This window comes from Desulfonatronum zhilinae (genome assembly GCF_900182865.1).
Lineage (GTDB): Bacteria > Desulfobacterota > Desulfovibrionia > Desulfovibrionales > Desulfonatronaceae > Desulfonatronum > Desulfonatronum lacustre.
Map to the genome: position 1 here is coordinate 1 of NZ_FXUJ01000057.1, position 5583 is coordinate 5583.

Consider the following 5583-nt stretch of genomic DNA (forward strand, 5'->3'; position numbering starts at 1 on the left):
GGTTGTGACTCTCGGGCAGGTCTGATCGAATTTTTGGAATGGGCTTTTTTTTACTTTTCACAATTTTAGGAGGAAGAAGATTATGGCAACAGCAGTGCAGTATCAGAACAAAGTTAACGCGTACTTTGAGGCAACCACAGGGCGGAGCGCAACCGCCGCCGAGTTGGCTCTGTGGACGCAGAACCTGGTGAACACCAACGGCAATGTCTGGGCTGGTCTCGGCTTGCAGCAGCATGTCAGCCAGATCGCCGGGTTGGGACTGAACAAGCCCTACACCACTGCCATGGCTACGGCACTTGTGAACCAGATTTGGCAGAACATGTTCGGAGCAGGTGCGCACACTGGCATGAACGCCACCATCCGCGACTACTACGTCACCAACCTGGTTGCTGGAACCATCAAGGAACGCGGCTTGGCCAACGCGGTGATCAACGACCTGGGTCTGATGCCCAAGGTTGACGGCACCTACGGCAGCCCCGCTGGTTGGGTTGCTGGTCCTGCCGGTGCGAACTCCCCCGCCCTGGTGACCGCTGCGCAGCGGTTGGCTTGGGAAGATAATGTTGAGAATGCCAGTGGCGGCGAATTTACTTTGACAATCGGTACCGACTATGCTGACCGCGACGGGTCTTTCAACGGCGTTACACCTGATGCATTTAAGTTCACTAACAACAATGAATTAGTCGATGCTCCTGCTGGTACACTTGCAGGTGTAGACACCTTGATTGACCCAAATAACTGGGTTGCTTCGCCGCTCAACGAACGAGACAACGATGTGCTTACGATTTTGGCTAACAGAGCTTTCCCTGTAACTCCCGTTGGGGCTCAACCAATAATCAGAAACATCGAGACCATCGAAATTCGTAATACCGACTCTTTGGCAGGTACACTTGATTTTACAAACATATCCGGTGCTCGATATGTAAATGTATATGGAACATTAAACGGTCAGCTGACTTTGGCGAACCTCAATAATGCAGCTCTCCAAGCAGAGCGATATGATTTCGGGAATGCTACTCCTTCCACGAACACCAGCTTTGGCGTAACCATGCAAGGAGTTCCTGTTCTTCCGGCAGGCGTTAACGTCAATGGTCTGGTAATTGTTGGTAGCGCAGGAAATGACCAACTTATCGGCAGCATTGGAGCAGACACTATCACCAGCGGTGCAGGCAATGACTTAATCACTACATCTGGTGGTGCAAACAGGATTACTCTTAACGGTGGAGACAACGTTGTTAACGTTAATGCTGTTACAGCAGGAGGCGAAATAAACACAATAATTGCTACCGCAGGCTCAAACACTATTAATATGACAGCAGGTGTAGCCACTGTAGTTAATGCCGCCCAGTCAACTGTAGGTCTGAGAATTAATGCTGATGCAGGAAATGACACTATCACAGGCGGTATGGGAAATGACATTATCACAGGCGGTGCCGGTGCCGACACTATAAACCTTGTTGGTGGAGCAAACACAATCAGGTACACTGGAAACACAACTGCTCTCTTGGGTGCTGAAGGTGGAGATATTATCACGGGATTCAATCCAGCCACATCTCAACTTCAGTTTGCCAACCTCACAGGAACTACTGGTTTTGCTGCTGGCACAGCCGCAAATCCTGCTGAGACACTAATTACATCAGCGGCCGGAGCTGCAGGAAATGTAAACTTTGTAAGTGCTGCAGGCGCTGTAGCTGTTACTGCTCAAGCAACATTTGCTTATGACACAGCTACAGGAGTACTAACGTTCGATGCTGATGGTACTGGCGCTGGAGCTGCTATCGTGATTGCAACATTTACTGGAGTACCTCCACTCACAGCAGCAGACTTCGTACTCGGATAGGTATAAATAATTCAAATCAGTCGAATGAGTGTAAAAGACTAATATAATAAATAAGCCACGGCAAAATAATTGCCGTGGCTTATTTATTTCAGCAAGGAGGCTAAAACTTATGTCGATCACACCAGGAAACTACAACAACAAAGTAAAGGCATACTTTAGTGCGGTTGGATTGACGCCTACGGCTGACCAACTCTCGCAATGGAGCTTGGCGTTGTTTGAGAACAACGGCAATGTCTGGAGAAGCGGCTTGCAGCAGTTTGTAAGCAATACCGTTGGGTTGGGTACGGAAACGCCTGACTTGGCAACATCTCAGACCATTGTTCAGAACATGCTCGTCAATATTTTTGGAACGACAGCCGGTATCAATCCTGCAATTGTCCAGTATTACGTGAGCAATCTGGCTGACGGGACGATCCTGCCGCGTGGACTTGGCAACGCCATGATCAACGACCTCGGCCTGATGCCTAAAGTTGACGGCACGTTCGGCAGCCCTGGTGGATGGAATTCCGGTCCTGCCGGTGTGGACTCTCCGAGTCTGGTAACCCCCGCACAACAAAACGCTTTTCAGAATCAGATAATCCCAGAGCCAACTCCGCCTGTTCCTGATCCAGTTGTTCCACCAGCACCTGGCCCTGCGCCTGCACCTCCGGCCCCTCCGGCACCGGAACCAGGAAATGCAATTAATTTGGTAGCCGGCGTTGATAATTTAACTGATACAGTTGCGACACAAGCCGGGGAAAATGTCAATTTCCGTTTCAGTAATGTATCTCAGCTTGTGAACGCACTTCCCGGAACGTTAAAAACTGGTGACACATTAATTGATCCATTCAATACAGATCAGGACATCTTACAGGTTCATTTAAATGGCGATAACGGCTTGACTGAAATTGGAACACCTTTAGTGCAAGGCATTGAAAACCTGATGTTCGTCGGAGATACCGCTAAGGCCGGCATTCTGAACATGACATCATTCACGGGTGTTCAGACTGTAACAATGACAGGTTCTGCTGCTGGGGTGCAAGAATTTGCTAACTATAATCTCTCCGGTGCAAGTACTTTCGACTTCAAAGCTTTGACAGGTGACGCTGTAAAACTTGATCCTTCCGGTGCAGCACACAATACCGTCTACACAATTTATGGCTCTGGTAAGAGTGACGTTATCAGCCTCGCTGGCAACACAGCAAATGGAAGCCATATCTATGCCGGCACAGGTGCTGATACATTAACTGGTGGAAGCGGAAGTGACATCTTCCATATTGAAAACAACGATGGCGACTCAAAAGTAATTACTGGAGACGGTAACAACTATGTCTATGGCGGTGCAAATATCACTACTGCTGACACCCTGACGGGCGGAACCGGGACTGATACTCTTGATCTTCATGGAGATTACTCAGCTGGCTTACAATTTGACGGTGATTTCACAAAATTTGATATTCTGAGACTCAATGATGGTTTTAGCTATAAAATCACTACACATGATGATAACGTTGCCGCTGATGCTACATTTACAGTCAACGCATCAGCACTGAGCGCTACTAAGACACTTGATTTTGATGGCTCTGCTGAAACAAATGGGAATTTTTCCATAACTGGTGGTGCTGGAGCTGACACAATTACCGGTGGTGCAAAAGATGATGTAATTATAACAGGTGAGGGTACCAGCCGTGTAACAGGTCGCGCAGGAAATGATACTATCAATTTAACCGAAACAGTTTCTGCGATTGACCAAGTGCAGTTTATTAGTGGTGGAGCTACGACTATCGCTGCTTATGCTGCAGCTAATGGTTCAGACTTGATACTTGGATTTAACACAGCAAACGATAGAGTTGTGTTTGCTCAAGCATTACTAGCAATTGATGCTACAGCTACGATTGCTTACCAAGCTGGCGCAACTGACACAGCGATAAATGCAGGTACAACCGTTTATGAAATTGCTGGTACGATTGGAACTGCAGGAGCGGCAGGTCTTGTAGCAAACTTGGGCACTGCGGCAACGAATGCAGATATTGATGCTGGTGATGCATTAGTATTCATTCAATATACTGCTGGAAATAATATGGAAATGTATTACTTCGTGGATGCTGATGGTGCAAACGTTGATGAAGGCGAATTGCACTTGATCGCCACTTTCTCCGGAATTGCACCTGATTCTTTCGCAGCAGCGAACATCGGAGCGGCGTTTGCGTAAGCACCATCCCAAAAAAGCACCTACCAGGAGGTAGGTGCTTGTGGTGAAGCCTTTTACACCCTGCCCTTCCTACGAAGGGCAGGTTTTTTTTTGAGACTTGCTTAAAAATTCCTAAGAGGCGGTCAGCCGTCTGACCTAGATGCACGCTGTTGTGTCCAATAAAACACCGCACCCTTTCCAGAACATGGGACGTATAAATTCTTGAAAATCATGCTGCCCGAAGCCCGTAGAGTGTGCTCATTTCAACTGCTCGACCACAGAATATTACTGATTCAGGTTCGCGATCAGTGGAAAAGGGAGCGCCAAGGCTATCCAAGCCAACCAAGGCCCGCGCAAAGCCCTTGGTTATCGTCTGCCGATCAGCTACAAGCCCACTCATCCTTTCCAGACTATGCTCATGCGTAGCTATTGCGAACCCTCTTTCTTGTCCATACATCATGCAAAGCTTCCTACACACATCGGCTGTGGCCCAAAACACAAAGATCAGATCACCAAAGCCTTCAACACCCCCGACTGGCATGAAGTCCGTTTGGACATCGACGCTTGCGTTTCCCCAGACATCATCGGCACCATTACCGACATGACAAACGTAGCCGACGCCTCCATGGACGCCATCTTCTCCAGCCACAACATTGAGCATTTGTATCCTCATGAAGTGCCCAAGGCCCTGGCTGAATTTAACCGGGTACTCAAACCAGACGGCTTTCTGGTGGTCACCTGTCCGGACCTACAATCCGTCTGTACCCTGATTGCTGAAAACAAGCTGACTGAACCAGCCTACACCACACCTGCCGGTCCATCTCGCCAATAGACATTCTCTACGGCTACAGCAAAAAATTTCACTTCCTAATCCACCAAGGACTTGATTACCCCTGACCGGTATAAAGCCTTCATGGACATCAATGCCAAATGGACACCCCTGATCGACTGTAACGCAAGAACCCCACCAACCAAAACAGGAACAGGTATTTCCCATGTCTGAATGGTCCCATGGCTACAACACGGCAGTAGGCTACACGTACCAGTTTTACCGCGAAACCACCCCCGCCTGGCTGGACTGGGCTGTGCGGCTCAAGGGGTTCAAGGGGCCGGACGTCAAGAAGTTCCGGTATCTGGAACTTGGCTGCGGCCAAGGCGTGGGCCTGAATCTGATCGCCTCGCTGTACCCGGATGCTGAATTCGTCGGCGTGGACTTCAACCCCCAGCACATCGCCCATGCCTCTGATTTGGCCAAAGACGCCGGACTGAAGAACGTGACCTTCGTCGAGGCCGATTTTCTGGATTTGTCTGGAAACTGGCCCTACGGAAAATTCCAGTTCGCGATTCTGCACGGGATATACTCGTGGATTACGGAAGATCTGCGCCGCGCCGTGTGCAAATGCCTGGACCACGCCCTGGTGGCTGGAGGACTGGCGTATGTCAGTTACAACGCCATGCCCGGCTGGATATCCGCTTTGCCCTTGCAGAAGCTTTTGCAACGCCACCAGCAGGCCAAAGGCTTGAGCCCCATGGCGGCCATCGACAAGGGCTTTGACTTCATGACCCGCCTTGGACA

At 49.4% G+C, this 5583-nt stretch carries 4 protein-coding genes; all 4 read left to right on the forward strand.

Features of this window, described 5'->3' with window-relative positions; genetic code table 11:
- The first annotated feature begins 82 nt into the window (after positions 1-82).
- Positions 83-1837 carry a beta strand repeat-containing protein gene (locus tag AC559A_RS18630; RefSeq protein WP_498819202.1) on the forward strand — a complete coding sequence of 585 codons (1755 nt, stop codon included), beginning with the start codon at positions 83-85 and terminating at the stop codon, positions 1835-1837.
- A gap of 109 nt (positions 1838-1946) precedes the next feature.
- Positions 1947-4028 carry a hypothetical protein gene (locus AC559A_RS18635; RefSeq protein ID WP_498819203.1) on the forward strand — a complete coding sequence of 694 codons (2082 nt, stop codon included), beginning with the start codon at positions 1947-1949 and terminating at the stop codon, positions 4026-4028.
- A 529-nt stretch (positions 4029-4557) separates the two neighbouring features.
- Positions 4558-4839, forward strand: a complete 282-nt coding sequence (locus AC559A_RS18640; protein ID WP_498819204.1) for a class I SAM-dependent methyltransferase — start codon at positions 4558-4560, stop codon at positions 4837-4839.
- A gap of 163 nt (positions 4840-5002) precedes the next feature.
- A partial coding sequence (locus tag AC559A_RS18645) for a class I SAM-dependent methyltransferase (protein WP_498819206.1) occupies positions 5003-5583 on the forward strand: 581 nt, incomplete at its 3' end.

Excerpts from the sequence above, each read along its gene's own strand:
- AC559A_RS18630 (WP_498819202.1), top strand. The coding sequence starts at position 83 with ATGGCAACAGCAGTGCAGTATCAGAACAAAGTTAACGCGTACTTTGAG.
- AC559A_RS18635 (WP_498819203.1), top strand. The coding sequence starts at position 1,947 with ATGTCGATCACACCAGGAAACTACAACAACAAAGTAAAGGCATACTTT.